Raw genomic sequence first — 25736 nt, forward strand, 5'->3', positions numbered from 1 at the left:
CGGCTAGACGCCGAATATTCGCAGCCCCGCCCACAAGCCGAGTACCGCCGCCACCAGCGTCAGTGGAACCGTGCACAACCCGACGAAGCTGAATTCGGTGAACGGGGCGCGCAATCCGTTGCGGTGCACCACGTCGCGCCACAGCAGATTCGCCAGGGACCCGACGTAGGTGAGGTTCGGCCCGATGTTCACCCCGATGAGCACGGCGAGGATCGCGCCAGGGCCGGACGCCGCGACCAGTGGTAGCAACACGAGGACCGCGGGCAGGTTGTTGACGGCGTTGGACAGCACCGCGGCGATGGCGGCCAACCCGAGCAGGGCGGGAAGCGAGTTGCCGACAGGCAGCACATCTCGCATCACCTCGTCGAGGCCGTGCAGCATGACCGCGTCGACGACGATGCCGAGGCACAGCACGAACGCCAGGAACGGCAGGTTGACCGCGCGCACGATTCCGGTGACGGTGCTGCGGCCGCTGAGCAGGCTGCGTGTCCCCAGCACGACCGCACCGGCGAGCGCCGCCCACGCGGGGGAGTGGCCGAGCAGCGAGGTGCCGACGAAACCGGCCAGCGTGGCCGCGAGCACGACGAGCACGAACACCGGCAGCTCGGGCGCGGGCGGCGCCGTGGCAGGCTGCGTGAGGCTCAGTTCACGAGCGAAAAACCAACGCAGGATCACGAACTCGACGGCAAGGGCCGCCAGCCACGGCAGCGACATGACCGCGGTGAACTGGATGAACGAGATGCCCGCGGTCGTGAACGCCAGCAGGTTGGTCAGATTGGACACCGGAAACACCAGGGACGCGGTGTTCGCCAAGTGTGCGGTGACGTAGGCGTGTGGCCGCGACGGGACCGACATCGCGCGTGCGCTCGCGAGCACAACCGGTGTGAGCAGCACGGCCGTCGCGTCGAGGCTCAGCGCGGCGGTGGTCGCGGCGGCGATCAGGAACACCATCGCCATGAGCCGGCGTGGGCTGTCCGCACTCGTGCGGGTCATGAGCGTTCCCGCGGCGTGGAACAGCCCCTCCCGGTCACAGATGTGCGCGAGCACCAGAACGGCTGCGAGGAATCCGACGACCGGCAGCAGCCGGGTCACCTCGTCGGTGGCCTGCTCGACCGTGATCGAGCCGACCAGGATCAACAGGCCCGCCGCCGGGACCGCCACCGCGGCCTCCGGCCAGCCTTCGGGTCGAGCCAGCGCGAACACCAGAACTACGGCCAACAGCACCACCGCCAGAATCACGTGGCAGTTCCTTTCGGCCAGTCGAACATTCGGTGACTATTCGCACGGTCGCCCCGTGCGGTCCTGAAGGTACCGGTTCCGGTGGATAGCGTGGTCAACCATGCGTAGGGCCGCCTCGTTACTCATGCTGTTCGCACTGGCCGCCACCTTCCAGTCTGTTCCGCGGGCCGTCGCCGCGCCCGACGGGTTCGACCTGCAGTCGCACCGGGGCGGTCGCGGTGAGACGACCGAGGAATCGTTGCGGGCGTTCGCGAAGTCACTCGAGCTGGGTGTCAGCACCCTTGAACTCGACATCGTGCTCACCAAGGACCACCAGCCACTGGTGTGGCATGACCCGGTGATCGACGCGGCCAAATGTTCTGACACCGCGCCCGCGATGCCCGGCGACCCCATGTACCCCTATGTCGGCAAATTGGTGCACGATCTCACGATTGAGCAGGTCCGCACACTCGATTGCGGCAAACTGCTGTCCGGCTACCCGGACGCTGAAGTGGTGCGCGGCAACAAAATCGCCACCCTGCCCGAGGTGTTCGCGCTGACCGACGCCTACCGGGCCGACGTCCGTTTCAACATCGAAACGAAGATCGAGGCCGACAAACCCGAAACATCGGCCGGCCCAGAGGAATTCGTCGACGTCATCTTGGCCGCGGTGCGCGCCGCGGGCAAGGTGGACAAGGTCGACATCCAGAGTTTCGACTGGCGCACGCTGCCGCTCGTGCAGCGGGCCGAGCCGTCGATTCCCCGGGTCGCCCTGTGGGACGAGACCACGTGGGTCCCCGATTCGCCCTGGCTGGCCGGGGTGAATCCCGCCGTGGTCGGCGATCCCATCGCAGGCGCCATGGTGGTGGGCGCCAACGTGCTGTCGCCGAACTACCGCCTGGTCACCGATCGGGCGTTCGTGGACCGGGCACATGGCTTGGGGTTGCGGGTGATTCCGTGGACCGTCAACGACGTCGAGACGATGCGCGCGCAGATCGCGTTGGGGGTCGACGGCATCATCACCGACTACCCGACTCGGCTCCGATCGGTGATGGCCGAGCTGGGTATGCCGCTGCCGCCGGCGTATCACCGGGTCAGCTGAACGCCCACGGATCGCTCGCCTCCCACAGTGTGGGCAGGTGCAGTGCGACGCCGTCCTGTTCGGCCAGCCGCGTCAGAACGCGCATCGAGACGTCCAGATCGTCACCGGCGTACGGCAGCGCGCGCAGCGGCTTGTGCAGTGGCCGGAAGAAGTCGTCCCAGTGGATGAGGACGACGCGCCGCGCGCCGACGGCCCGGACGGTTTCGGTCCAGTAGTCGTGCAGATAGTGCTCGGGCTGCAGGCCCAGCTGGCCCACGCCGAGATAGACGACGTCGGCACGCCGGCCGGTCAGCGCGCCCGCGACGGCGCCGGCACTGCCCACGATCAGCAGGCGCCTGCCGGTGTCACGGTGGTGGATCAGCGTCGACCAGGCCTCGCCGCATTTGTATGCCGAGGCTTTCACCGGCGGCACCACCGGCTCGGAGATGACGCCGGGAAACCGGTCGGGCGGACAGTGTTCCGACTCGCAGAGCGTCACGTCGTAGGCGCCGAGCGAAACCGGTTCGCCGGGGGTCACGGTGACGAGTCTGTCGTCGGGCAGGCCACCCCCGCGACCCACCTGTGCGGCCGACGCTCCGCCTACGAGCTGTGCACCGGTGTGTGCGGCGACCACTGCCGAATCCATCGCATGGTCGAAGTGGGTGTGCACCGGCAACACGGCGGCCAGGCGCTGCACACCCAGCCGGGCCAGGCAGCCGTCGATGCGGGGCAGTGACGGCGCGACTTTCCCGAGGCCCACCCGCAACAGTGCCGGGCGCGAGAAGAATCCGTCGGTCAGGATGGCACTCGATCCGTCGTCCACCAGCAGCGTGGTGACGCCGGCCCAGGTGACCGTGACCGGGGATTGCGGGGCCGCCGCCGGCGCGTCGAAAAACCGTGCGTAGGACGCCAGGTCGGGCCTGCCGGGTTTGAGCCGCATGGCCCCACCATAGAGGCGCCTATCCGTAACGCCTGCGGAACTTCTCCACCTGCCCGGCGGAGTCGATATGCCGTGCCGAGCCGGTCCAGAACGGATGCGAGTCGCTCGTGACGTCGACGACGATCAACGGCAGCGTCTGTACACCCTGGGGCGTGGGCCATTCCACGGTGCGCGTGCTGGTCGCGGTCGACCGGGTGAGGAACTGCTTGCCGGTGGCCGCGTCCTGGAACACGACGGGGTGGTAGTCGGGGTGGATTCCTTGTTTCATTGCTGTTCTCCTTGATGGCGGCCCGGTGCGGCGGTCTCGCCGGCTCCGGGTTGGTCGTCGCACGGGTCCTCGTGCCAGTCCCCGAACGGGTCGGGGTAGTGCGCCCACTCGCCGGGCCTGCCGAGTTCGTCGTCGGTCAGCAGGGCGCCGCGTAACGCGTCGACGATGTCGCCGGGCCGGGCCCCACAGATCAGGACCGTCAGGGATACGTGACGGTCGCCGAACCGGTCGTCCCAGTCGATGGCGGCCATCGCCCGCCGTTCGGGGTCGACGTAGGCGCGCTCGCTGGAATCCATTGCCGCCAGCCACTTCCCGGCGTTGCTGAAATGCATTCCACCGCCTGCGGATTCGATCCACATGACGTCGGTGGGCCGGTTCGCGAGCCAGGCTCGGCCACGCGTGCGCACGACGCCGTCGAGCAGCAGGTCGATGGCCGCGTGCAGCCGCAGCGGATGAAACGGCCGTCTTGCGGTGAATTCGACGATCCCGACCTCGCCGTCGCGGTCGAGCGGGGGCTCGCCGGCCAGCAGTGGATCGTGGGGAGAGGCGGCGCGGCCACGCCGGCTGTCGGGTTCGAGATGCGCGAGCGCCATCTCGACGCGGTCGCATCCGACCGTGATGCGGGCCCGCGGTGCCAGCCGGCGCAGCACCGCCAGCGTGGTCGCCTCCGGTTCGGTGAGCACCAGTACGTCGGCGAACTCGGCTTGGCCTACCACCACCTGTGCGGCCGTGCGGCCGTCATCGAGTTCGTCCTCCCCGACCGCCTGATGCAGCCACGCCGAGGTGTCGACACAGCTGACGACCGCCTCGTTACTCACGTCGCGCGCGGCCGGTCCGTCGATGTAGCCGGGGCCGACGCACACGTGGATGTTGTCGATTGCCCAACACACCGGCTCCGGCTCGAGCCACGGCATCAGTTGCACGACGATACGAGCGACGTCGCTGCGCCGGTGCAGGCGGCGGAGGAGCACGAGCAGGTCGTCGCGCACCGTGCAGGACACGCAGCCGTGGGCCAGCTCAAGCGGCCAGTCCGACGTGTCGGCCGCGGTGCCCACCGTCCGTAGCACCACCTGGCCGTCGTAGGTGTGGCGAACCAGCACGGTTCCCGGCTTGCGGCTCAACTGCTCGACGACGCGGTCGGTGTCGCCCTGGCCTGCCACCAGCACAACAGGCGTTCTCACCTGGCCTCCCGATTAACTATTGAAAACGATTATCATTATGCTTAAGCAACGGTACCTCGAGACGAAGGAGATTCAATGTCGGCCCACTGCCAAGTCACCGGGCGATCGCCCGGCTTCGGCAACACGGTGTCGCACTCACACAAGCGGAGTAGCAGGCGCTGGAACCCGAACATCCAGAACAAGACCTATTACCTGCCGAGTGAGGGGCGCCGGGTGCGGTTGCGGGTCAGCGCCAAAGGGATCAAGGTGATCGACCGCGACGGCATCGAGGCAGTCGTAGCCCGGCTGCGCAGTCGAGGGGAGAAGATCTGATGGCGCGCACCGATATTCGGCCGATCGTGAAGCTGAGATCCACTGCGGGAACCGGCTACACCTACGTGACGCGCAAGAACCGGCGCAACGATCCGGACCGCATCGTGCTGAAGAAGTACGACCCGGTGATTCGCAAGCACGTCGACTTCCGCGAGGAGCGCTGATGGCCAAGGTGTCCAAGATCGTCAAGAACGAGCAGCGGCGCAAGCTCGTCGAGCGCTACGCCGAACGGCGGGCCGAGCTCAAGGAGATCATCCGGAATCCGGCGAGCACGAGAGAACAACGGGCCGCGGCGGTTTCGGCGTTGCAACGACTTCCGCGTGACTCAAGTCCGGTGCGGTTGCGCAACCGCGACTCCGTGGACGGCAGGCCGCGCGGGCACCTGCGCAAGTTCGGGCTCTCCCGGGTTCGGGTCAGGGAGCTCGCGCATCGCGGCGAGCTGCCCGGCGTGCGGAAGTCGAGCTGGTAAATGGCGAAGAAGACTCCGCGAAAGCGCACGCCCGCAATTGAACTCAAGAAGCCGAGGCGCAATCAGCTCAAGGCTCTCGGCGTCACACACGTCGACTACAAAGACGTCCAACTGCTGCGGACCTTCATCAGTGAGCGGGGAAAGATCCGCTCGCGTCGGGTCACCGGACTCACCCCACAGCAGCAGCGACAGGTTGCGACGGCGATCAAGAACGCCAGGGAGATGGCACTGCTGCCGGTGGCGGGCACCCGCTGACCTACTATCGACACCGATAGGCGACTGCGGATCGTGGAAGCCGGTGTGAATCCGGCGCGGTCCCGCCACTGTGATCGCTCGGTCAGCGCGCTGACCGGCGAGAGCCAGACACACCCCGCAGTCGCCACCTCGCAAGCACTGGGGCGGATCTCCCCAGAGAGGATGGGAGAGCCCATGACCGGTCGTTGGATGGTCGTCGTGATGGCGTCGTTGCTCTTGGCGTCGGGATGTGCCGGTAACTCCGCAACGCAGTCCACAGCCGGCACTCCGCCGGGATTCCCGGTGACACTGGACAACTGCGGCGTCACCACGACCTACGATCGGCCGCCGACCCGCGCGGTCGCCCTCAATCAACATGCGATCGAGACGCTGCTGGCCCTCGGCCTGGAGAAGTCGATGGTTGGCACGTCCTATCTGGACGACCGGATCCTGCCGGAGTATCAGGCCGCCTACGACAGCGTGCCGGTGCTCGCCGAGGAGTATCCGTCCTATGAGGCACTGCTGGCGGTCGAGCCCGATTTCGTGTACGGCGGGTGGGACAGTGCCTTCGACGAGAAGGAGGGCCGCGCCCGACAGCGGCTCGCCGATGTGGGAATCGACACCTACCTCAACATCGAGGACTGCTCGTCCGAACCCGCGACGATGTCCACGGTGGACGCCGAACTTCGTGGCATCGGGCGGATTTTCGGAATCAGCGACCGCGCCGAGGAGCAGGTCGACCAGTTGCACCGCGACCTCGAACGGGCCGAGTCGAAAGTGCGGGGAGCCGCGCCCGTCAAGGTAGCCGTCTACGACAGTGGTGAGGCGACGGTGTTCACGTCCGGCGGCAAGGGGATCGGCAACGAGATGATCACGGCCGCCGGTGGCGTGAACCTGTTCTCCGATGTCCCGAAGGTGTGGGCCGATGTGTCCTTCGAGCAGTTCGCCGAGCGGTCGCCCGATGTCATCCTGATCTACGACTACGGCGATCAGCCCGTCGAGCAGAAGAAGAAGTTCCTGATGGGCCACCCTCTGCTGCAGCATGTCCCGGCGATCCGCGACGAGCGGTTCGCCGTGCTTCCGCTGTCGTCGGTGGTGGTGGGTGTGCGGATTGCCCGTGCAGTGGAAGCCCTTGCCACGCAACTGCATCCGGAGCGGTTTTAGTGAGCCTTGCCGGCCGTCGCGGAATTCCGTACGGGTTGGTCCTGATGGCGCTCGCGGTGATGTTGGCGGCTGCGATGACCGCGGGTGTCGTAGTCGGGTCGGTGCCCATCGCGCCGGGCGAGGTGTGGGCGATCGTCGCGCATGCCATTCATCCGGGACTGGCCGAGCAGTCCTGGCCGGCAGTGCGCGAATCGATCGTGCTGGACGCCAGGTTGCCGCGCGTGGTGCTGGCCGCGGTGATCGGCGCGGGCCTCGCGGCATGCGGCATGACGCTGCAGGCGGTGGTGCGCAATCCACTTGCCGATCCGATGTTGCTCGGGGTGTCCTCCGGCGCATCGGTCGGTGCGGTCGTCGTGCTGGTGCTCGGTGTGGGAGCCCTGCAGATCGTCACGCTTCCGCTCGCGGCGTTCGGTGGTGCGCTGGCCGCGCTTGTCGCGGTGTACTTCCTGGCCCGATCCGGCGGTCGGATGACTACGGTGCGGTTGATCCTGGCGGGCGTCGCGGTGGCCGAGGTGCTGTCCGCGCTGGCGAGCCTGCTCATCGTCACGTCCGACGACCCGCACAAGGCACAGGCCGCGGTGCGCTGGATGCTGGGCGGACTCGGCGGTGCCACCTGGTCGATGGTCTGGGTGCCCGCCGTGGTCGTATTCCTTGGTGTGGTCGTCCTTTTGGCGGTCACCAGGTCACTGAACCTGCTCTACACGGGCGAGGAGGCCGCGGCCTCGCTCGGCCTCGACGTGCACCGGTTCCGCGGCGCGATGTTCGTCGTCGTCGCGCTCATGGTCGGCGCCATGGTCGCGGTGAGCGGCACGATCGGCTTCGTCGGGTTGATCATGCCGCACGTCGTGCGCCTGCTGGTCGGCGCCGACCACCGCCGCGCCCTGCCTGCGGCCGCACTGCTGGGTGCCACGTTCCTCGTGGCGTGCGACATCGTCGCGCGAACCGTGGCCACGCCAGAGGAGCTTCCCGTCGGTATTCTCACCGCCCTGGTCGGCGGGCCGTTCTTCCTGTGGCTGATGCGGCGCAAGGCGCCGGCATGACGGCGCGGTGCTCGATCCAATCGGTGTCGGTGACGATGCGCGGAAAGGCGTTGGTGCGCGACGTTTCGCTCGACGTCGCCCCGGGCGAGATGGTGGCGGTCGTAGGGCCCAACGGCGCGGGCAAGACCACCCTGCTGCGAACGCTGTACCGGGCCCAGCGACCCACTGCGGGGCAGATTCTCGTCGACGGCGACGATGTGTGGCGGCTCCCGGGCAAGCGTGCGGCGCAGCGGGTCGCGGCCGTGCTGCAAGATATCGCAGGCGATTTCGAGTTGACGGTGTTCGACGTCGTGGCGATGGGGCGCACACCGTACAAGCGGTCGTTCGAGGGCGACAACGCCTCCGACCGCGACATCATCGAGTCGGCTCTCGCGGCCCTCGACATCGCCGAACTCGGTCACGCGCCGTTCAATCAGTTGTCCGGTGGTCAGAAGCAGCGCGCGCTGATCGCGCGGGCCCTGGCCCAACGTACCGACGTGATCGTGCTCGACGAACCCACCAATCACCTTGACCTACGGCATCAGCACGACGCCCTGCACTTGATGCGCGAGACCGGGGCCACCGTGATCGCCGCGCTGCACGACCTCAATCTCGCTGCGGCCTACTGCGACCGGATCTGCGTGCTCGATCGCGGGCAGATGGTCGCGGTTGGCACGCCGCGCGAGGTGCTCACGGTCGACCTGCTCGCCGCGGTGTACGGCGTCGACGCTCAGATCGATGACACCATGGGTATGCCGCGGGTCACGGTTCTGCCGAGGATCCCCGCACCGTGAACGTCGACGAGATCCTCGCTGAGATCGCCACATTCGGCGGCTTTTTCGGGATCGTCGTGGGTGGTGATTCCGACGGCTGGGTACCGGTCCGGCAATGCTACTCAGACGGCTGCGTCGACCTCATCCGGGCGACCGCCGAACGCTGTGGGACGACGGATCTTCGCATCGGCGCGTCTCTTGTGCAGTTCAGCCATGCCTCACGGCTGTGGTCACCCTTGCTCGCCTGCACGCTGGGCTATGGCGTCCTGCCCGATCTCACACATCTCCAACGGTCCGGTACCGGAACCGAGCTCAGATTGCCCGACGCGTTCGGTGAATCCGCTTGCCTCGACGATGCGCTGCCGAACCGGCTGTACCGGATCGTCGTCGAAGACCATCTGGAGCCGCTCGCCGCGGGCATGCGCGTCAAGATGGCACCTCGGCTCCTGCACGGCAACGCCGCAGCCGCGTTGGTCGCGGCCGCAGACGAATTGACCCGTGCGCGGCCGGAATTGCGTGACCGGGTGGTGGCGCTGACGGAATCGTTGTTGGACATGGGCGTTCTGCGGGGCACCGGGGAGCTGACCGGCCTGACGTTTCGCCGCCGCAGTTGCTGTCTGTACTACCGGGTGCCGGGTGGAACTCACTGCCGGGACTGTGCGCTGGCAGGACGTCAATAGGCGTACGGGTGGGGTGGCGGATCGGTGCGTGACACCCGCTGCACCGTCATCGTGGGTATCGTGCGGCCACTCGAATCGCTCTGTCCGGCAGGCACTTTTCCTTCGACCCGGATCCAGGTGTTCTCGGGGTAGCTCGCCACGTCGGCCGCTGCGGGTCCCGACAGCCGGATGCGGGCGAGTTGCGCGTCAGCTGCACAGCAGATGATCACCACGCGGGCGAGATCGGTGCGATCGCCGTCGCGCATCGTGAACCCCGTCACGGTGATCGTGCGGTCATCGAGTGTGCCTGCGGTGTCCTGCGCCACCCGAATCAGCACGTCTGGCAGTGACACTTCCGGCGCCGCTCCGTCCGGCAGCGGCGGAAACGGCCTGCGCAGCACATCGGTCGACACCTCGGTCACCGAGGCGGCGTCCGGGCGGATCGCCGGCGGTACCACGAAGGCCAGCAGGGCGATCGGGATGAGCAGCAGCCATGCGACACCGGGCCGGTGCTGATGGTCATGGGAATCGGCGTGCCCCCGGATGTCGCGCACGATCGCCGCGAGCGCCAGTGCGATCAGCAGCACCGCGGTGGCCACCAGGTAGGGCAGCAGCGAGGGTTTGACGTAGCGCGTGTACGCGCCGGTGGCGGCGATGATCGCGGTGCTGACCCCGATCAGCAACAGGAGCGCGTTCTCGGTCTCGCGGCTCACTGCGGCCCCAGCACGATCAGCCCGACCGCCGTGGCCACCAGCGTGGCCACGACGAAGGTCGCGGGCGCGAAGCGAATCGCGAACGCGCGGCCGAACATCCCGGCCTGCATCGCGAACAGCTTGACGTCGACGGCAGGCCCGACGACCAGGAACACCAGGCGGGGCAGCAGCGGCAGCATCGTCAGGCTCGCCGCCACGAACGCGTCGGCCTCGGAGCAGAGCGCGAGCACCACGGCCAGGACGGCCATGGTGATCACCCCGAGCACGATCTGGCCGGCCAGGTGCTCGTACACCCAGGCGGGGACCAGCACGTGCAGCGCCGCGGCGGCAGCCGCCCCGACCACCAGATACGAGCATGCGGACAGGAAGTCGTGCCTGGCGGCCTCGGTGAACACCGCCCAGCGTGGGCCGTCGCCGTCATGGAGTTTCGGCAGCTGGCGCGTAATCCATTCCGGCCTGCCGAACCGGGCCCAGGCCGCGCCCATGATCAGTGCGGTGAGCAACGATGCCGCACACCGGGCGGCCACGAGCTGCGGATGGCCGGGGAAGGCGACGGCCGTCGCCACCAGCACCACCGGATTGATCGCCGGTGCGGCGAGCATGAACGTCAGTGCCGCCGCCCCCACACCGCCTTCGCCGAACAGCCTGCGCGCCACCGGCACCGAACCGCATTCGCAGCCCGGTAGGGCGGCGCCGCCGAGACCGGCCGCCAGGATCGCCGCACCGGTGCGCTCGGGCAGCCAGCGGGCCAGCCGGTCCGGCGTCACGAACACCGCGATCAGTCCGCTGATCACCACACCGAGGGCCAGGAACGGCAGCGCCTGGACGAACACGCCGCAGAACACCGTCGCGGCGGTCGCCACATCCGGCGTACCTTCCACGAACGCGCGCAGCGTGCTACCGGCGAGCGCGAGCGCGATGATCCCGACGACGAGTATCTGCATAGAACTCGGCCGCAAGCGCGATACCGCCGAGTCCATGGCCACGCGGCCATGATGCCAGGGGCGTTTGGGAATCGGCCCGCGCCGCGGCAGGCAGTCGACAATCATTTTCACTAATTGGCGTTAGGCTTGGCGAATGGTGTGGCATGGCTTGCTGGCAAAGGCCGCGACGACAGTGGTAACCGGTGCAGTCGGGGTCGCTGCGTATGAGGGACTTCGTAAAGCGGTCGCGAAAGCGCCCGTTCGTGAAGCGGCGGTGACGACGACCGCATGGGCGTTGCGTGGAGCACGCAAGGCCGAAGAAGGAGCGGAGTCCGCTCGGTTGAAGGTTGCCGATGTGATGGCTGAGGCGCGAGAACGGATCGGCGAGGAAGTGCCGCCGCCCGCCGTGGGTGACGCCGGACATTCGCACGACCACTGAGCCCGTGGCGAGCCTCACGGTGGTGTCCGATGCCGCGGGCCGGATGCGCGTGCGCGCTCCGTGGTTGCGCGGCGATGCGGTGCGGGCGGTTGCGGTCGAGGACGCCGTCGACCAGGTAGCGGGCGTGCGTGCGGTACACGCCTTTCCGCGCACCGCATCGGTGGTGGTGTGGTACTCGCCGAAGCGCTGCGATCGTGACGCGGTGCTGTCTGCCATCACGACGGCTGCCGAGGTGGCGCGACACCTGGTGCCCGTGCGTACGCCGCGCTCCGCCGACGTCCACAACGCCGACATCGTCCGGATGGCGATCGGTGCTATCGCCTTGGCATTACTGGGTATTCGCCGTTACGGGTTCGCGCGTCCCCCGCTGCTCGGGCCGACCAGCCGCACCTTCGCCACCGGGGCAACCATAGTCACCGGCTATCCGTTCCTGCGTGGGGCGTTGCGCACTCTCGCCGGTCGCCGCGCCGCCGGAACCGATGTGCTGGTGTCGGCGGCGACCGTGGCCAGCTTGGTGCTGCGGGAAAACGTCGTGGCACTCACGGTTCTGTGGTTGCTCAACATCGGCGAATACCTTCAGGACCTGACGTTGCGGCGAACCCGTCGCGCCATCGCCAACCTGCTGCAGGGCACGCAGGACACGGTATGGCTGCGGATGTCCGATGGGACCGAGGTCGAGGTCGGCGTCGACACTGTGCGCATCGGCGATGAGGTGGTCGTCCACGAGCAAGTGGCGCTCGCGGTCGACGGTGTGGTCAGTCAAGGCGAGGCGATCGTCGACCAGTCTGCGATCACCGGGGAGAACCTACCGGTCGCAGTGACGGCCGGTAGCAAGGTGTTCGCCGGGTCGGTCGTGGTTCGTGGCGAGCTCGTGGTCAGGGCAGAAGCGGTGGGGCGGCACACGACGATCGGCCGGATCATCACCCGCGTTGAAGAGGCGCAACAGGATCGTGCACCCATCCAGACGGTCGGCGAGAACTTCTCGCGACGCTTCGTCCCTGCCTCGTTCCTGCTTTCGGCCGCGACACTCGTCGTGACCCGGGATGTGCGGCGGGCGATGACGATGCTGCTGGTGGCCTGCCCGTGCGCCGTGGGGCTGGCGACACCGACGGCGATCAGTGCCGCGATCGGCAATGGCGCGCGCCGCGGCATCCTGATCAAGGGCGGTTCGCATCTGGAGCAAGCAGGCCGGGTTGACGCGGTGGTGTTCGACAAGACGGGCACGTTGACGATCGGCCGTCCGATTGTCACCAACGTCGTTGCCTTCCACAAGGATTGGGAGCCCGAGCAAGTTCTGGCCTATGCCGCCAGCTCGGAGATCCACGCTCGTCATCCGCTGGCCGAGGCGGTGATCCGGTCGACGCAGGAACGCCACATCGTGATACCGCCGCACGAGGAGTGCGAAGTCCTCGTGGGGTTGGGAATGCGCACCAGGGCCGACGGTCGAACACTTCTGCTGGGAAGTCCGTCGCTGCTGAGTAAGGAAAAAGTGCGGGTGACCAAGCGTGCCTCGGAATGGGTGGACAAGCTGCGCAAGCGTGCGGAGACGCCGCTGCTGCTCGCGGTCGACGGCAAGCTGATCGGCCTCATCAGCCTTCGAGATGAAGTCAGGCCAGAGGCTTTCGAGGTGTTGAATGCCCTGCGTGCGACGGGCGTGCGCCGCATGGTGATGTTGACTGGAGATCACCCGGACGCAGCGGCCGCCGTCGCCGAGGAACTCGGGATCACCGAGTGGCGTGCCGAGGTGATGCCAGAGGACAAGCTCGCAGTGGTACGCGAGCTTCACGACGAGGGGCACACCGTCGCAGTCATCGGCGATGGTGTGAACGACGCACCGGCGCTCGCAGCAGCCGACATCGGTATCGCGATGGGTCTTGGCGGCACCGACGTCGCAGTCGAAACCGCTGATGTCGCGCTGGCGAGCGACGATCTACGACGGCTGCTCGACGTGCGCGACCTCGGGGGCCGTGCCGTGGATGTGATCCAGCAGAACTATGCGATGTCCATCGCGGTGAACGCCATCGGCCTGGCCGTAGGGGCTGCCGGCGCGCTGTCGCCGGTGCTCGCCGCGGTACTCCACAACGCGTCCTCGGTTGCGGTGGTGGCCAACAGTGCTCGCCTCATCCGGTATGAGTTGACCGCGGCTGAGTCAGACGGCGGCGAAGGGCGATCACGTGGTCTGTCACCGTAGCGACCTGCCCTTGCGGGCCGGTGGCCTCCTTCTCGATCGCGGCCACGCGCAGCCGGTCCCACAGTCCGTCATCGAGTTTCAGCGAGTCCAGAACCTCATCGGGTGACAAGAACCGATGCTCGGGGATATCCCATGACCACGGTGCCGCCGAGCCATGGTCGACGATCAGCAGAATTCCGCCCGGAGCGACGGCCTCGGTGGCACGCCGCAGGATCTGCGGGCGTTGCAGCCGCACCGGGGAATGGAGATACTGCGCCGACACGAGGTCGAACGTGCCTGCCGGGAAGCTCTCGCTGAGGTCATGGCGCTGAAAGTCGATCAGACCGTCGACGTGAAGTTCCCGCGCGCGGTGTGCGGCGAGTTCGAGGGCGCGGGAGGCGACGTCGACCGCGACGACTTGCCAGCCCCGCTGGGCGAGCCATATCGAGTCGCCGCCTTGGCCACAGCCCAGGTCCAGGGCACGTCCCGCCGACAGGGTCGATGCCAGCTCGGTGAGGTACGGGTTGACCCGACCACTCCACGACTGGCCGGTGTTTCCATAGACGGTTTCCCAGAACTCCTGCGGATCACCGGCCGGGTCGTAATCCGGTGTGGCGGTTCGGTTCACATTCCCTTGCATGAGTCCATGCTCATGACCGCCGGACCCACGCGCAAGGCGGTTTGCCTCATCGGCAAACGCTGTCTTGGCCGCGCCGCGCAGATGCTTGGCAACGGCAGGTTACTGCCTTAATATCTTCGTATGTCCGAAGATAAGAAGACATGCAGCTTTGGGCCCGAGAGTGCGTATGTGGATCTGGCCACTGAGGTGTTTCGGTTGCTGTCGGACCCGACGCGGATCAGGATCATCCTCGCGTTGCGCGACCATGGCGAACTGTCGGTGAATCGACTTGCCGAGATCGTGGGAAAGACGCCGACGACCACATCGCAGCATCTGGCGAAACTGAGGTGGGGGCGAATTGTGGGAGTACGTCAGGATGGGACGCGCATGTTCTATCAGCTCGTCGACGATCGGGCACGGGAGCTGGTGGCGCTCGCGGTTTTTCAGGCCGAGCGGGTGTTGGAGGGTAGCTCCGCGCATGAGCGGGCGGGCGTGTCGCCGTCGGTGCCGGGCGAGTTCGCCGACGAGGACAACGAAGCGTGACGGACTCGGTCGGTGCTGCGCACGCCGGATCACCGAGCCGTCGACGGTGGACGGGAAATCGACGTGAGCTCCTGGACGTGCTCGGTAGCAGCGAGAACTTCCGCAGCGCACAGCAGATCCACCGCGAGTTACGCCAGCACCGGTCGCTGCCGATCGGGCTGACGACGGTGTATCGCATCCTGCGATCCCTTGTCGATGATGAGATCGCCGAGACGCAGCGCGCCGAAGAGGGAGAGGTTCTCTACCGATTGCGCACGACGAGCGAACATCGCCATTATCTGGTGTGTCGCCGGTGCGGGCGGGCGGTGGGTTTCACGGCGCCGGCATTCGAGGAGCACACGAGCCAGCTCGGCCGACGGTCCGAATACACGGACGTCACGCACTATTTCGACCTTTACGGAGTGTGTCCGAGATGTCGTGACACGCCGTCGGATACCGAGAGCGCCATCGCGCTGAATTGACATCCGCCACCTTATTGAAAATGATTGTCGACAAGCGTCACGCTGCGCGGTAACTTGGCGCAGTGACGAGGTGCGGTTGACGGCGAGGAGGTGCGGGCGTCGAGACGACAGTGTGTGCGCAACCGGACCCTCCGCTGCAGCCGCCGGTCGCCGTTCTCAACGCGGCGGGCGATCTACTTCGCGTCATATCGGCACCGGTCCGGATTGCGATTGTGTTGCAACTGAACGGTTCTCCCCGCTGTGTCCATGAGCTCGTCGACGCACTGCACACCCCGCAGTCACTTGTGAGCCAGCATTTGCGCATTCTCAAGGCGGCCAGAGTGGTAGCCGGTGAACGTGTCGGGCGGGAAGTGAAGTACCGCCTCGTCGACGATCATCTGGCTCGCATCGTGCTCGCGGCGGTCGTCCACGCTGCCGAGGATCCGGCAACCCGCTACGAACCAACGTGAGTGAACGCAGCCAACTCAATCCCGTCTGCGACAAGCCGCTCCCGCACGGTCGTCGCGATCTGCACCGCACCCGGCGAATCGCCGTGTACGCAAATGGATTCCGTGGTGATCGGAATGGTGGTCCCGTCGATCGCGGTCACCTGGCCCGACATCACCATGCTGCTGACGCGTTCGGCGATCTCGGCGGGATCGTGTAGGACGGATCCCGGTTCGCGGCGTGACACCAGGGTGCCGTCGGGCCGGTAGGCCCGGTCGGCGAAGGCCTCGGGAACCGTGCGCAGGCCGCGAGCGGATGCCTCGGCAAAGAACACCGAACTCGACAGGCCGAGCACCGGCAGCCCCGCATCGACCGCCGCCACCGCGGCCGCGACCGCGGCGGCCTGCTCGCGATGGCTGACGATCGTGTTGTACAGCGCCCCATGCGGTTTCACGTAGGCCACGGTCGTACCGGCGGCATGTGCAATCGCCTGCAAGGCGCCGATCTGGTAGATGACGTCGGCGGTCAGATCCTCGGGTGTGATGTCGATGAAGCGCCTGCCGAATCCGGCCAGGTCGCGGTAGCTGACCTGCGCACCCACGGCCACGCCACGCTGTGCTGCGGTCCGGCAGGTGCGCAACAACAGCGCCGGGTCTCCGGCATGGAAACCGCACGCGACGTTGGCGCTCGTCACCACGCCCAGCATGGCCTCGTCGTCGCCGAGCTGCCACACCCCGAAGCTCTCGCCGAGATCGGCGTTGAGGTCGACGGTGGTCATCAGCCCGGCCAGCCGTTCTCGGATACGAACTCGGGCAATGGCCGGCCGACGGTCCAGTGCTCGATCTCCAGCACCGGACGGTCCGGGAACTCCGGGACCGGGCCGAGGCACAGGATCGCGACCGGCTCGGCGCCATCGGGCATGTCCAGCAGATGCGCGAGCGGGCGTGGCTCGAATATCGACACCCACCCCATGCCGAGCCCTTCGGCGCGCGCCGCCAGCCACATGTTCTGGATCGCGCACGACACCGAGGCAAGATCCATCTGCGGCAGCGTGCGGCGGCCGAAGACGTGGCGCTCCCGACCCTCACCGAGTGCGACGACGAACAGTTCCGCGCAGTCGAGGATGCCCTCGACCTTGAGCGCCAGGAACTCCTCACCGCGCGGGCCGAGCGCCTCCGCGGTGTGGGCGCGTTCCTCGTCGACGAGCGCGTGGATCTTGGTGCGCAGCGCGGCGTCGGTGACGCGGATGAACCGCCACGGCTGCATCAGGCCGACACTCGGCGCGGCATGCGCGGCCTGCAGCAACCGGCCGAGGACGTCGGCGGGAACCGTGCTGTCGGGCACGAATCGGCGCATGTCACGGCGCTCGGTTATGGCCCGGTAGACGGCCTGCCGTTCGGCGGGGCTGAAGGCATGTCGAAGCACAGCCTGAGCCTATCGCCGCCGCGAACGCGGTCAGGTCGATCTGGTGGTCGAAGCGGGCGTGCGCATCCGGATCGTGTGTCGCGGCGACGACGGTGGTGCCCGACGCGGCCAGCCGCTGAAGGTGGCGGTAGACCGTTTCGGCGCTGTCGGCATCGAGGCCCGCGGTGGGTTCGTCGAGCAGCAGCATGGGTGCTTGCTGGGCGAACGCCTGGGCGAGCAGCGTGCGCTGACGCTGCCCGCCGGACAACTCGCCCAGCCTGCGGTGGCGAAGCCCATCGAGTGCCAGCTCGTCGATCCAGTAGTCGACGATGTCGCGATCGGCCCGCGTCGGGCGGCGCAGCAGGCCGAGCCTGCGCCAGCGGCCCATCGCGACCACCTCGCCGACCGTGATGGGAAACGTCTGTGCGACTTGGTCGCGCTGCACGGCCAACGCGATGTCATCGGCCCCGGCCAGGTCGACCGAGCCGTGTTGGGGACGCAGCAATCCGGCGATCAGGCCCAGCAACGTGGATTTGCCGGATCCGTTGGGCCCGGCGATGGCGGTGGTTGCGCCGCCGGCGAACTCGACCGTGAGATCGGTGAACACCTGAGTTCGGTTGTAGCCGAACGTCACTCGGTTCAGCCGGATGGGATGCAAGCCAACTCCTTGTTGAAAATGGTTTTCATTGATGATAAGAGTTTAGCCGTGCTGAACTGGTTGGGTGCACCGTTCGGCTCCGAGGTCGTCGTGCGTGCGGCGATCGCGGGGTCCGCGGTGGCGTTGATGTGTGCGATCGTCGGCACGTGGGTCGTGTTGCGCGGCTCGGTGTTCCTCGGCGACGCGATGTCGCACGGGATGCTCCCGGGTGTGGCGCTGGCCTCGGCGGTCGGCGGCAATCTGTTCGTCGGCGCGTTGATCGCCGCGCTCGCCATGGCTTACGGTGTTGCGGCGCTGAGCCGTTCGTCCAGGTTCTCCTCGGACACCAGCATCGGTCTGCTGCTGGTCGGCATGCTGGCCGTCGGCGTCATCGTGGTGTCACACTCCAGCACGTACGCCGTTGACCTGACCGCCTTCCTGTTCGGTGATGTGCTGGGTGTGCGGCCACGTGACATCGCGGTGCTCGGCGCTGCACTGGCCTTCATCGCCGCGGTCGCATTCGTCGGACGTCGGGCCTTCGTCGCGGCGACGTTCGACGTCCGCAAGGCCGCCACCCTGCGGCTCAACCCACGGCTCGCCGCAATCGCGCTCACCGTCCTGATCGCCGTCGCGATCGTCGCGTCGTTCCACGTCGTCGGCACGCTGCTGGTGCTGGGTCTGCTGGTGGCCCCGCCGGCAGCGGCGACGCTGTGGGCCCACTCGATCGGCCGGATCATGGTGCTGGCCGCCGGCATCGGTGTGGTGTCGGTGTGGGTCGGCCTGCTGGTGTCCTGGCACGCCGCCACCGCGGGCGGGGCCAGCATCGCCGCCGTCGCGGTCGGAATGTTCTTCTGCTCGGTGATCGCCGCAGCGGTCTTTCAGCGGGTGACGGCATGAGGGCGATCCTGGCGCTGATGATGGGCGTCCTGCTGCTCGCCGGTTGCGGATCACCGGAAACCCCGAGTGCGTCAACGACTTCGGCGGCGCACGACGACACCGGAATCGACGCCCAAGAGAGCAAGGATCCGGTGACGCGGCTGGTGTTGGTCGAACCGGACACCGGCGCCACCGTGGTGTTCGACGCCGCCGAGGAGACCGAGACCTCACTGGGCGAGTTCGGCAGGACCGACGGCATCAGCGGCGACGGACGGTTCGCCTACCTGCGCGGTGTGGACGCGACCACCGTCGTCGACGGCGGTTCGTGGACGTTCGACCACGGCGACCATTCGCACTACTACGTCGAACCGGCAGGTCTCGCCGGTCACCTCGACGGCCGGTTCGCCGATGCCGTCGGTCAGCGCACCCTTACCGTGCTGCGCCGGGACGACGGCACCGTAGACGTGCTCGATCGCGACGCACTCGGTGAGCATCGGGTGACCACGGTCGACGGGTTCGGCCCGCTGCGTGATGTTGCCGAGATCGCTCCGCTCGGAGAGGAACTCGTGACGGTGACCCGTGCCGGTGTCATCAGTGCCGTGGGTGCCGACGGCACGGCGCAGCCCCTCGGGCAGTGTCCCGACGCCACGGGCGCCTCGATGGTCGGCGGCGCGCTGGTCTTCGGCTGCGCCGACGGCGCGGTGCGGATCGCGAAACGAGCCGGGAAACTGACGGCCGACCCGATGCCGTTCGGAAATGCGCGTCCTGCAACGAAACTCGGTCGGTTGTCGTACCGGTACGGTGGCAGCACCTTGGCCGCCGTGACCGCGGACGAGGTGTGGGTGCTCGACGGGCGGCGCGGTGCCTGGGCTTCGGTGCGGGTGCCCGGTGCGATCGCGGCCAACGCGGTCTCGGGAGCTTCGGTCCTGGTGCTCACCGCCGACGGTGAACTGCGCCAGTTCGATACGAAAACCGGTACGCAAACGGCAACTGTCCCGCTTTTCAGTGGCCCGGTGCGATCCGCTGGGCCCACCCCGGTGATCGAGGTCGACGCCGACCGGGCATACATCAACGATGCCGCGGCGCGGGCGGTCTACGAGGTCGATTACGGTGACGGGCTCCGGTTGGCGCGAACTTTGAAAACGTCCATCGCGCCGGGATTCATGGTGGAGACCGGGCGATGATCCGGCGATGGATGACGGTCGCGATATGTCTGTTCGCGTTCCTGCTGGGTGCCTGCAGCACGCCGGACTCAGCGGGCGGGCGTCCGGATATCGCCGTCACCACAACCATTCTCGGGGATGTCGTACGGCAGGTCGTCGGAGAAGCTGCCGACGTGAAAGTGCTGATGAAGCCCAACGCCGATCCGCATTCCTCAAGCCTGTCGGCGGCGGACGCGGCTCAGCTCAACAGTTCGGATCTGATCGTCTACAACGGCCTTGGCCTCGAAGAGTCCATGCAGCGCCATGTCGACGCGGCAGCCGAGAACGGTGTCCCCACGTTGGCGGTCGGTGAACACGTCGAACCGCTGCAGTTCTCGGAATCCGAACACAGCGGCCCCGACCCACATTTCTGGACCGATCCGCAGCGCATGGTGCTTGCGGTCGATGCAATAGCCGACCGCGTGGCGGAGCTGCTCGGAATCGACGGTGCGGCAATCACCGCCAACGCGGCGCGGTACCGCGACGAACTCACCGTGCTGTCGGACTCGATGACCGAACAGTTCGCGGCGATTTCCGCCGAGCGGCGCAAGCTCGTCACCAACCACCACGTGCTGGGCTACCTGGCAGACCGCTTCGGCTTCACGGTGATCGGCGCGGTCATCCCCAGCGGCACCACGCTCGCGTCGCCGAGCGCATCGGATTTGGAGTCGCTGGCCGGCGCGATCCGCACCGCGGGAGTACCGGCGATCTTCGTCGACTCATCGCAGCCCGACCGCCTGGCGCGAGTCCTCGCCGAGCAGGCCGGCATGCAGGTCAACGTCGTATCGCTCTACAGCGAATCGCTGAGCGAACCGGGCAGCCCGGCCGACACGTACCTCGGCATGATGCGCGCCAACACCGAAACCATTGTCAAACAACTGAATTGACCGATCAAGGAGAACGGATGCAAAAACCACTCGCCGCAGTCGGCGGACTCTTTCTCGCCGCTGCGCTGGCCGGGTGCGGAAGCGGCAGCCAAACCGACGCCGCCGACGCGCCCAGTGAGCCGATCGTCGAGCCGCTTGTGGTCACCTACGACGGTGGCCTGTACGTGCTCGACGGTGACAACCTGGAGGTCAAGTCGACGATCCCGTTGGAAGGATTCCTGCGCGTCAACCCGGCCGGTGACGACGCACACGTGCTGGTGTCCACCGACCAGGGCTTCCGGGTGCTCGACGCGTCGGCAGGCCAACTGACCGACACCACGTTCGAGGCGAGCGAGCCCGGCCACGTCGTACCGCACGGGGAGCGCACCGCGTTGTTCGCCGACGGATCGGGCGACATCACCGTGTTCGACCCCCACGAGCTGGAGGGTGGCAAACCCGAGACCCAGACACTCAAGTCGACCAAGCCGCATCACGGGGTGGCGGTCGTGCTGTCCGACGGCAGCTGGGTGCGCAGTGAGGGAGACCCCGATGAGCGCACGGGAGCCGTGGCCTTCGATTCCGGACAGGCTGAGATCGCGCGCAACACCGAGTGCCCCGGCTTGCACGGAGAAACGGTCGTCGAGGGGGAAACCGTCGTACTCGGTTGCGAGAACGGGGTGTTGACGTACTCGGACCGCGCTTTCACGAAGATCGCGGCACCGGGTGAGTACGGCAGGGTGGGCAACCTGCGTGGGCATGAGGAATCGCCGGTGGCGCTCGGCGACTTCAAGGTCGATCCCGACGCGGAGCTGGAACGGCCCAACCAGTTCGCGCTCATCGACACCACCACCAACCAGCTTCGCCTTGTCACGCTGCCGCAGTCGGTCAGCTACTCGTTCCGGTCGCTGGCGCGCGGGCCACATGCCGAAGCGTTGATCCTCGGCACCGATGGCAAGTTGTACGTCATCGACCCGAATACCGGGGATACCACCAAAACCATTGCGGTGACCGAGCAGTGGACCGAACCCAACGACTGGCAGCAGCCCCGGCCGACGGTGTTCACCCGGGGCCACGACGTCTACGTCACCGACCCGGCCACCAAGGAACTACATCTCGTCGATGTCGAATCCGGTGAGGTGACGAAGTCGGTGACGTTGGAGCAGACGCCGAACGAGCTCAGTGGCGCGGTCGGCCACGAACACTAGCGTCACAACGTCGAGTGGCCACTTCTGACACGCGTACATCGAAGTCCCGTGTCAAGAGTGGCCATTCGGCGTTGCGCAGCCTCAATGCGAGTGACTGTGCGTGACGTTCCACGCCGGTAGCGGATCGGGGTATCGCAGCCAGGCCTGTTCTCCCGCAGCCAGCTCCGGGTCGGTCAACAGCGCTGACCGCAACTGTGCGTCGAGCCGGTCACGGTCGATGCGAATTCCGATGAACACGATCTCCTGGCTCGGTTCGAACTCGGTAGACGACCAGAACTGGGCCGGCTCGATGACCAGGTTGGGGCCGGCCTGCGACCAGATCGCGGCGATCGACGGGCGCGTCGCGATCCAGCAGAAACCCTTGCTGCGCAACAGGCCTCGCACGTTGTCGAGCACCTTGGCCAGGCGGTGCGGGTGGAATGGGCGATCGGCGCGGAACGTCATCGACCCGATGCCGTATTCCTCGGTCTCGGGAGTGTGGCCGACGGCGATCTCTTCGTCCCAGCCGGGGGCCTCGGCCGCGGCGATCGGATCGAACCTGCCGGTGTCGAGCACCTCGTCGAGAGCGACCACACCATGGTCGGTGTGGAGCAGCCGAGCCGTGGGATTGAGCCGGCGCACCACGGCTTCGACGGCGCCGAGACGTTCGGCGGTCACCAGATCGGTCTTGTTGAGCAGGATGACGTCGGCGAACTCCACCTGATCGACCAGCAGGTCGGCCACGCTGCGGGCGTCGCCGGGCCCGGCCGTCATATCGCGTTCGGCGAGCACCTCACCGCGCGCCAGTTCGGTGAGGAACGTCGATGCGTCGACCACCGTCACGAGTGTGTCCAACCGGGCGAGCATCCCGAGGCTGAAGCCGTCCTCGAACTCCCAGCTGAACGTTGCCGCGACGGGCATGGGCTCGGAGATTCCGGTCGATTCGATGACGAGCTGGTCGAACCGGTTCTGGCGGGCCAGTGCGCTGACCGCCTCGACCAGATCCTCGCGCAGGGTGCAGCAGATGCAGCCGTTCGTGAGCTCGACGAGTTTCTCCTCGGTGCGGTCGAGGTGGCCTTGCCCCGCGATGAGGGCGGCGTCGATGTTGACCTCGCTCATGTCGTTGACGATCACCGCGACGCGCTTGCCGTCACGGTTGGCGAGGATGTGGTTGAGCAGGGTCGTCTTGCCCGCGCCGAGAAACCCGGAGAGGACGGTGACGGGCAGCAGGTCGGGCATCGCGCTCCTTATTGACAATGATTTTCAATAACGATGATGCGGATGTGCGTCAAATAATGCAAACGGTTATCGTTATCGGCGTGATGTCGCCCCTCAACCTGCGCACTCTGGCCGCCGGCCTCGTACTTGTCGCGCCTCTTGCACTCGCCGCCTGCGGCTCCGACGAAACCTCGACGGCCGAGCCGGCCGGCGACTGTCCGACCACCCCGGTCGACGTGGTGGTCAGCGTCGACCAATGGGGAGACATCGTTTCGGAGCTCGGCGGGGCCTGCGCGAAGGTGACGACGGTGCTCGCGGGCTCCTCGGTCGACCCGCACGACTTCGAGCCGTCCCCGTCGGACGCGGCGAAATTCGAGGGTGCCCAGCTCGTGGTGATCAACGGCGGCCACTACGACGAGTGGGCCGCCAAACTCGCCGAGAGCTCCGCTCCGAACGCCCCGATCGTCGCGGCGATCGAGGGCGCCGGGGCGCACGAAGGCGAGACTCACGACCACGGCCATGAGGAAGAGGGACACGACCACGACGAGGGGACCAACCCCCACGCCTGGTACAGCCCGGCGGCGGTGACCTCCGTCGCCGATGCCGTGACCGCGAAGCTCGGCGAATTGGCGCCGGACGCAAAGGATTACTTCGCGCAGCGGCGTACGGCGTTCACCGACTCGATGAAGCCGTACAACCAGCTGATCGATGACATCAAGACGAACGCATCCGGCAAGACCTATGCGGCCACCGAGGCGGTGTTCGACGACATGGCCGCCGCGGTCGGACTGGTCAATCGCACGCCGGAGGGCTACCAGGTGGCCTCGTCCAACGAAAGCGACCCGTCGCCTGCCGATCTCGACGCGTTCCTGCGCCTGCTGGCCGACAAGGGCGTCGACGTGTTGATCTACAACACGCAGACCGAGGGCTCGGTGCCGCAGCAGATCCGGTCCGCGGCGGAAGCCGCCGGCGTTCCTGTCGTCGAGGTGACGGAAACAGTGGCGCCGGGAACCGATTCGTTCGAGGCTTGGCAGGTGGACCAACTCACCTCGCTCGCCAAGGCCCTTGGTGTCCAGTCGTAACACTGAATCGGAACCCGCGCTGGTCTTCGACGACGTCAGCGTGGTCCGGGGCGGACGCCTGATCTGGTCGGAGGGCACGTTCGAAATTCCGACAGGCGGGATCGTCGCACTGATCGGCTCTAACGGATCAGGTAAGTCGACGATGCTGCAGGTCGTGCTCGGGCTGTTGCCTGTCGCCTCGGGCTCGGTGCGCGTGCTCGGCAGCCGTCCGGGCGAACGCAACGACCTGATCGGCTACGTTCCGCAGGACTATGTCGCCGGTGCCGGGGAGGCCATCCGTGCCCGCGACGCGGTCACCCTCGGCCTCACCGGGCGTCGCTGGGGCTTCAGCCGCACCACCCGCTCCGACAAGGAGCGCGTCGCCGAAGCGTTGGAGTGGGTCGAGGCCACGGAGTTCGCCGACATGCGGGTCTCGCAGCTGTCGGGCGGTCAGCGGCAACGCGTCGCGCTGGCGAATGCCCTTGTGGGGCATCCCAAGCTCCTCATCCTCGACGAGCCGCTGGCCGCGCTCGACCTTCGCAACCAGCATGAGATCGTGCAGCTGCTGGCCCGGCTGAACAACGAACTCGGCATCACGATCGTGGTGGTCGCCCACGACCTCAACCCCTTGCTCGCGGTGCTCGACAGCGCCATCTATCTGCTCGACGGGCATGCTCACCACGCCGCGATCGACGAAGTGGTGGATGCTGATCTGCTGACCCACCTGTACGGCACCAAGGTGCAGGTGGCCAACACGTTGCAGGGGCAGATGTACATGAGGAGCGGTGGGTGATGCCGACATACGTGCTCGCCCAGAGCAATCTCGCACTGGGCTATCAGCACAACTGGTGGCAGATCCTGACGTCGGCCTTCATGCGCAATGCGCTGATCGGCGGCACGCTCGTCGCGCTCGCGGCCGGCTTGATCGGCTACTTCATCATCGTGCGCAACACCGCATTCGCCGCACACGCGCTTGCCCACATCGGCCTGCCCGGAGCCACCGGTGCGGCGCTGCTGGGCCTTCCGGTCGTCCTCGGGCTCGGCGTGTTCTGTATCGGCGGGGCCCTCGTGATCGGCGCCCTGGGGAAGCGGGCTGGTGACCGCGAGGTGGCCACGGGAACCGTCCTGGCCCTGGCCACGGGCTTCGGCTTGTTCTTCAACTCGCTGGCGACGAAGAACTCGTCGACGCTGACCAACGTGCTGTTCGGCAACCTCCTCGCGATCACCCACCAGCAGCTGCTGACGTTCACCGCGCTCCTGGTGCTGCTGGCCGCGACGGTTGTGCTGGTCTATCGCCCGTTGCTGTTCGCCTCGGTCACTGCTCAGGTGGCCGAGGCCAAGGGCGTGCCGGTGCGGGCGCTGTCGGTGTTGTTCATGGCGCTGCTCGGGGTCGCGGTGACCATGGCCGTGCAGGCCGTCGGCACGCTGCTGCTGTTCGCCCTCGTGGTCACCCCGGCCGCGACGGCGATCATGCTCACCGCCCAACCCCTGGCGGCGATGGCGATCTCCACCGGGATCAGCCTGGTCTCGGTGTGGGCGGGGCTCGCGGTGTCCGCGATCTTCAACATGCCGCCGAGCTTCGTCATCGTGACGATCGCATGCGTGTTCTGGCTCGCGGTGTGGGCGGCCCAGCGTGCCACGCGGTCGGCGATGGGATCCATCCACTAGCCTCAGAG

General features: G+C 67.2%; 32 protein-coding genes and 1 riboswitch. Of the genes, 21 read left to right on the top strand and 11 right to left on the bottom strand.

The annotated features are described in order from the left end of the window. Nucleotides 1-3 precede the first annotated feature (3 nt). Nucleotides 4-1239: an SLC13 family permease gene (locus AWC31_RS05500; RefSeq protein ID WP_085143323.1), complete on the bottom strand. Its 1236-nt coding sequence runs from the start codon at nt 1237-1239 to the stop codon at nt 4-6. 100 nt (nt 1240-1339) lie between these two features. Between AWC31_RS05500 and AWC31_RS05505 the strand changes: the two genes are divergently transcribed. Next, nucleotides 1340-2320 (top strand): glycerophosphodiester phosphodiesterase, encoded by a 981-nt coding sequence (locus AWC31_RS05505; RefSeq protein WP_085143324.1) that lies wholly within the window; start codon nt 1340-1342, stop codon nt 2318-2320. Here the strand turns inward: AWC31_RS05505 and AWC31_RS05510 are convergent. From AWC31_RS05510 to mrf, 3 genes are read right to left on the bottom strand one after another with little or no spacing between them, the layout of a single operon-like run. Continuing rightward, nucleotides 2313-3239 (bottom strand): MBL fold metallo-hydrolase, encoded by a 927-nt coding sequence (locus AWC31_RS05510; protein WP_085143325.1) that lies wholly within the window; start codon nt 3237-3239, stop codon nt 2313-2315. The genes AWC31_RS05505 and AWC31_RS05510 overlap by 8 nt on opposite strands. Nucleotides 3240-3258: 19 nt before the next feature. Further along, nucleotides 3259-3507 carry a type B 50S ribosomal protein L31 gene (locus tag AWC31_RS05515; protein WP_085143326.1) on the bottom strand — a complete coding sequence of 83 codons (249 nt, stop codon included), beginning with the start codon at nt 3505-3507 and terminating at the stop codon, nt 3259-3261. Next, on the bottom strand, nt 3504-4688 hold the full coding sequence (gene mrf, locus AWC31_RS05520; protein WP_207626295.1) for a ribosome hibernation factor-recruiting GTPase MRF: 1185 nt from the start codon (nt 4686-4688) through the stop codon (nt 3504-3506). Before mrf ends, AWC31_RS05515 begins: the two co-directional genes overlap by 4 nt. A 75-nt stretch (nt 4689-4763) precedes the next feature. Between mrf and rpmB the strand changes: the two genes are divergently transcribed. From rpmB to AWC31_RS05560, 8 genes are all read left to right on the top strand, one after another. Beyond that, a complete protein-coding gene (rpmB, locus tag AWC31_RS05525) occupies nt 4764-5000 on the top strand; it encodes a 50S ribosomal protein L28 (RefSeq protein ID WP_067850452.1) in 237 nt (78 codons plus the stop codon). Further along, a complete protein-coding gene (rpmG, locus tag AWC31_RS05530) occupies nt 5000-5164 on the top strand; it encodes a 50S ribosomal protein L33 (protein ID WP_067850454.1) in 165 nt (54 codons plus the stop codon). Before rpmB ends, rpmG begins: the two co-directional genes overlap by 1 nt. After that, a complete protein-coding gene (rpsN, locus tag AWC31_RS05535; protein ID WP_067850456.1) occupies nt 5164-5469 on the top strand; it encodes a 30S ribosomal protein S14 in 306 nt (101 codons plus the stop codon). The genes rpmG and rpsN overlap by 1 nt, the downstream gene beginning before the upstream one ends. Further along, complete coding sequence (gene rpsR, locus AWC31_RS05540) at nt 5470-5724, top strand: 30S ribosomal protein S18 (protein ID WP_067850458.1); 255 nt, start codon at nt 5470-5472, stop codon at nt 5722-5724. It abuts the gene before it with no gap. 10 nt (nt 5725-5734) lie between these two features. Continuing rightward, nucleotides 5735-5858: riboswitch (cobalamin riboswitch) on the top strand. A 40-nt stretch (nt 5859-5898) separates the two neighbouring features. Continuing rightward, nucleotides 5899-6867, top strand: a complete 969-nt coding sequence (locus AWC31_RS05545) for an ABC transporter substrate-binding protein (RefSeq protein ID WP_085143328.1) — start codon at nt 5899-5901, stop codon at nt 6865-6867. 44 nt (nt 6868-6911) lie between these two features. Continuing rightward, nucleotides 6912-7907 carry a FecCD family ABC transporter permease gene (locus AWC31_RS05550; RefSeq protein WP_085143329.1) on the top strand — a complete coding sequence of 332 codons (996 nt, stop codon included), beginning with the start codon at nt 6912-6914 and terminating at the stop codon, nt 7905-7907. Continuing rightward, the gene (locus AWC31_RS05555; protein WP_085143330.1) at nt 7904-8680 is read left to right on the top strand and encodes an ABC transporter ATP-binding protein; all 777 of its coding nucleotides are present in this window, start codon (nt 7904-7906) and stop codon (nt 8678-8680) included. Before AWC31_RS05550 ends, AWC31_RS05555 begins: the two co-directional genes overlap by 4 nt. Further along, complete coding sequence (locus AWC31_RS05560) at nt 8677-9339, top strand: (2Fe-2S)-binding protein (RefSeq protein ID WP_085143331.1); 663 nt, start codon at nt 8677-8679, stop codon at nt 9337-9339. Before AWC31_RS05555 ends, AWC31_RS05560 begins: the two co-directional genes overlap by 4 nt. On the opposite strand, the gene AWC31_RS05565 is transcribed toward AWC31_RS05560, so the two are convergent. Together AWC31_RS05565 and AWC31_RS05570 are read right to left on the bottom strand one after the other, a co-directional pair. Continuing rightward, entirely contained in the window at nt 9333-10031 is a 699-nt protein-coding gene (locus AWC31_RS05565) for a TIGR03943 family putative permease subunit (protein ID WP_085143332.1), read from the bottom strand. The two genes, AWC31_RS05560 and AWC31_RS05565, sit on opposite strands and share 7 nt — an antisense overlap. After that, nucleotides 10028-11011: a permease gene (locus tag AWC31_RS05570; RefSeq protein ID WP_234816741.1), complete on the bottom strand. Its 984-nt coding sequence runs from the start codon at nt 11009-11011 to the stop codon at nt 10028-10030. Before AWC31_RS05570 ends, AWC31_RS05565 begins: the two co-directional genes overlap by 4 nt. A 97-nt stretch (nt 11012-11108) precedes the next feature. Here AWC31_RS05570 and AWC31_RS05575 point away from each other — a divergent pair, with 97 nt between their 5' ends. Both AWC31_RS05575 and AWC31_RS05580 read left to right on the top strand, forming a co-directional pair. After that, nucleotides 11109-11393 carry a DUF1490 family protein gene (locus AWC31_RS05575; protein WP_085143334.1) on the top strand — a complete coding sequence of 95 codons (285 nt, stop codon included), beginning with the start codon at nt 11109-11111 and terminating at the stop codon, nt 11391-11393. A 4-nt stretch (nt 11394-11397) separates the two neighbouring features. Then, the gene (locus AWC31_RS05580; RefSeq protein ID WP_085143443.1) at nt 11398-13584 is read left to right on the top strand and encodes a heavy metal translocating P-type ATPase; all 2187 of its coding nucleotides are present in this window, start codon (nt 11398-11400) and stop codon (nt 13582-13584) included. Here AWC31_RS05580 and AWC31_RS05585 read toward each other — a convergent pair. After that, nucleotides 13514-14203, bottom strand: a complete 690-nt coding sequence (locus AWC31_RS05585; protein ID WP_085143335.1) for a class I SAM-dependent methyltransferase — start codon at nt 14201-14203, stop codon at nt 13514-13516. The two genes, AWC31_RS05580 and AWC31_RS05585, sit on opposite strands and share 71 nt — an antisense overlap. 120 nt (nt 14204-14323) lie before the next feature. Between AWC31_RS05585 and AWC31_RS05590 the strand changes: the two genes are divergently transcribed. From AWC31_RS05590 to AWC31_RS05600, 3 genes are all read left to right on the top strand, one after another. Further along, entirely contained in the window at nt 14324-14725 is a 402-nt protein-coding gene (locus AWC31_RS05590; protein WP_085143336.1) for an ArsR/SmtB family transcription factor, read from the top strand. Further along, nucleotides 14722-15186, top strand: coding sequence for a Fur family transcriptional regulator (locus tag AWC31_RS05595; protein ID WP_085143337.1), 465 nt, complete (start codon nt 14722-14724; stop codon nt 15184-15186). Before AWC31_RS05590 ends, AWC31_RS05595 begins: the two co-directional genes overlap by 4 nt. A gap of 110 nt (nt 15187-15296) precedes the next feature. After that, the gene (locus tag AWC31_RS05600; RefSeq protein ID WP_085143338.1) at nt 15297-15635 is read left to right on the top strand and encodes an ArsR/SmtB family transcription factor; all 339 of its coding nucleotides are present in this window, start codon (nt 15297-15299) and stop codon (nt 15633-15635) included. Here AWC31_RS05600 and AWC31_RS05605 read toward each other — a convergent pair. The 3 genes from AWC31_RS05605 to aztA are packed head-to-tail and all read right to left on the bottom strand — an operon-like array spanning nt 15620 to nt 17674. Next, complete coding sequence (locus AWC31_RS05605) at nt 15620-16390, bottom strand: LamB/YcsF family protein (protein WP_207626296.1); 771 nt, start codon at nt 16388-16390, stop codon at nt 15620-15622. The genes AWC31_RS05600 and AWC31_RS05605 overlap by 16 nt on opposite strands. Continuing rightward, entirely contained in the window at nt 16390-17037 is a 648-nt protein-coding gene (bluB, locus tag AWC31_RS05610) for a 5,6-dimethylbenzimidazole synthase (RefSeq protein ID WP_085143339.1), read from the bottom strand. Before bluB ends, AWC31_RS05605 begins: the two co-directional genes overlap by 1 nt. Continuing rightward, nucleotides 16970-17674, bottom strand: a complete 705-nt coding sequence (gene aztA, locus AWC31_RS05615) for a zinc ABC transporter ATP-binding protein AztA (protein ID WP_085143340.1) — start codon at nt 17672-17674, stop codon at nt 16970-16972. Before aztA ends, bluB begins: the two co-directional genes overlap by 68 nt. Before the next feature lie 48 nt (nt 17675-17722). Between aztA and aztB the strand changes: the two genes are divergently transcribed. Genes aztB through aztD form a run of 4 tightly spaced genes read left to right on the top strand, consistent with a single transcriptional unit; the run spans nt 17723 to nt 21802 of the window. Further along, nucleotides 17723-18550, top strand: coding sequence for a zinc ABC transporter permease AztB (gene aztB, locus AWC31_RS05620; RefSeq protein ID WP_234816733.1), 828 nt, complete (start codon nt 17723-17725; stop codon nt 18548-18550). Beyond that, complete coding sequence (locus AWC31_RS05625; RefSeq protein ID WP_165765916.1) at nt 18547-19713, top strand: ABC transporter; 1167 nt, start codon at nt 18547-18549, stop codon at nt 19711-19713. Before aztB ends, AWC31_RS05625 begins: the two co-directional genes overlap by 4 nt. Continuing rightward, complete coding sequence (aztC, locus tag AWC31_RS05630; protein WP_085143341.1) at nt 19710-20618, top strand: zinc ABC transporter substrate-binding protein AztC; 909 nt, start codon at nt 19710-19712, stop codon at nt 20616-20618. Before AWC31_RS05625 ends, aztC begins: the two co-directional genes overlap by 4 nt. Nucleotides 20619-20635: 17 nt before the next feature. Next, complete coding sequence (aztD, locus tag AWC31_RS05635) at nt 20636-21802, top strand: zinc metallochaperone AztD (protein WP_085143342.1); 1167 nt, start codon at nt 20636-20638, stop codon at nt 21800-21802. An 81-nt stretch (nt 21803-21883) separates the two neighbouring features. Here the strand turns inward: aztD and AWC31_RS05640 are convergent, their stop codons facing one another. Next, a complete protein-coding gene (locus AWC31_RS05640; RefSeq protein ID WP_085143343.1) occupies nt 21884-23020 on the bottom strand; it encodes a GTP-binding protein in 1137 nt (378 codons plus the stop codon). A gap of 83 nt (nt 23021-23103) precedes the next feature. Here AWC31_RS05640 and AWC31_RS05645 point away from each other — a divergent pair, with 83 nt between their 5' ends. From AWC31_RS05645 to AWC31_RS05655, 3 genes are read left to right on the top strand one after another with little or no spacing between them, the layout of a single operon-like run. After that, nucleotides 23104-24081: a metal ABC transporter solute-binding protein, Zn/Mn family gene (locus tag AWC31_RS05645; protein ID WP_374213983.1), complete on the top strand. Its 978-nt coding sequence runs from the start codon at nt 23104-23106 to the stop codon at nt 24079-24081. Further along, a complete protein-coding gene (locus AWC31_RS05650; protein WP_085143345.1) occupies nt 24068-24853 on the top strand; it encodes a metal ABC transporter ATP-binding protein in 786 nt (261 codons plus the stop codon). The genes AWC31_RS05645 and AWC31_RS05650 overlap by 14 nt, the downstream gene beginning before the upstream one ends. Then, on the top strand, nt 24853-25728 hold the full coding sequence (locus AWC31_RS05655; RefSeq protein WP_085143346.1) for a metal ABC transporter permease: 876 nt from the start codon (nt 24853-24855) through the stop codon (nt 25726-25728). The genes AWC31_RS05650 and AWC31_RS05655 overlap by 1 nt, the downstream gene beginning before the upstream one ends. Nucleotides 25729-25736 lie beyond the last annotated feature (8 nt).

This window comes from Mycolicibacterium wolinskyi, assembly GCF_002101965.1.
GTDB lineage: Bacteria > Actinomycetota > Actinomycetes > Mycobacteriales > Mycobacteriaceae > Mycobacterium > Mycobacterium wolinskyi.